This is a genomic window from Oleiphilus sp. HI0123 (assembly GCF_001635315.1).
On sequence record NZ_LWGE01001665.1, the window covers coordinates 1 to 752 of the forward strand.

Below are 752 nucleotides of genomic sequence, written 5' to 3' on the forward strand. Positions count from 1 at the left end.
GGGTCACCGCAAGCTTTGAGAGCCTGGCTAAGGAGGTGGATGTCGCCGCAATTAATCGGTTCTACTTTCGAGGTGCTTATCATCATAGTTTTGAAGTATATCAATATATATTGATATAGCAAACACAATATCAATATATATTGATATTGTGTTTGGTCTAAGTGAGCTGAGGGGTTTTCAATCCAGATACTCGATTTACAGAGTGTTGTTAAAAGTGCCGAGGTGGCTGCCTAGAACAATAGGTCATCAATTTCTTGCTCTTCGTTTACTGGTTCTGCTTCAAGAATTAGCTCTCCAGCAGGTAGGTCTAAAGTAAACTTAGCGCCCTCGCCGGGAGTTGATTCAACCTCAACGCTACCTCCGATCTGTTGCGAGAGCAGGTTGACGTAATATAAGCCCAGGCCGACACCATAATGTTCTCGATTGTGTTCGTTATTTAATTGCCCGACTTCGGTAAAGATCCGCTTATGGTCTCGCGGGTCTATTCCGATGCCTGTATCTGATACTTCAAAGATAATGCGTTGTCCGCTAGTGGGGTTGAAGTCAGTGTTAAGGCGAATGTTGACGCTACCGCTTTGAGTGAATTTGATGGCATTATCAACAAGGTGCTGCAGCATTGAATAAATTTTCTTTTCATCGCTTAGCATTGTTAGGCCATCAGGGTAATCAATTGAGAAGTCCAAGCCTTTTTCAAGCGCTGCTTGCCTGAAGTTGGTTTCGAGCTTTAAGGCGAGAGAGCTGATATCGAAGTT

1 protein-coding gene is annotated in these 752 nt (G+C 43.6%); it reads right to left on the reverse strand.

All coding sequences use genetic code 11. From position 1 onward, the window contains the following. Positions 1-230: 230 nt before the first annotated feature. Positions 231-752, reverse strand: a 522-nt coding sequence (locus tag A3761_RS22455; protein WP_231881288.1) for a HAMP domain-containing sensor histidine kinase, incomplete at its 5' end; no start/stop codon positions are given.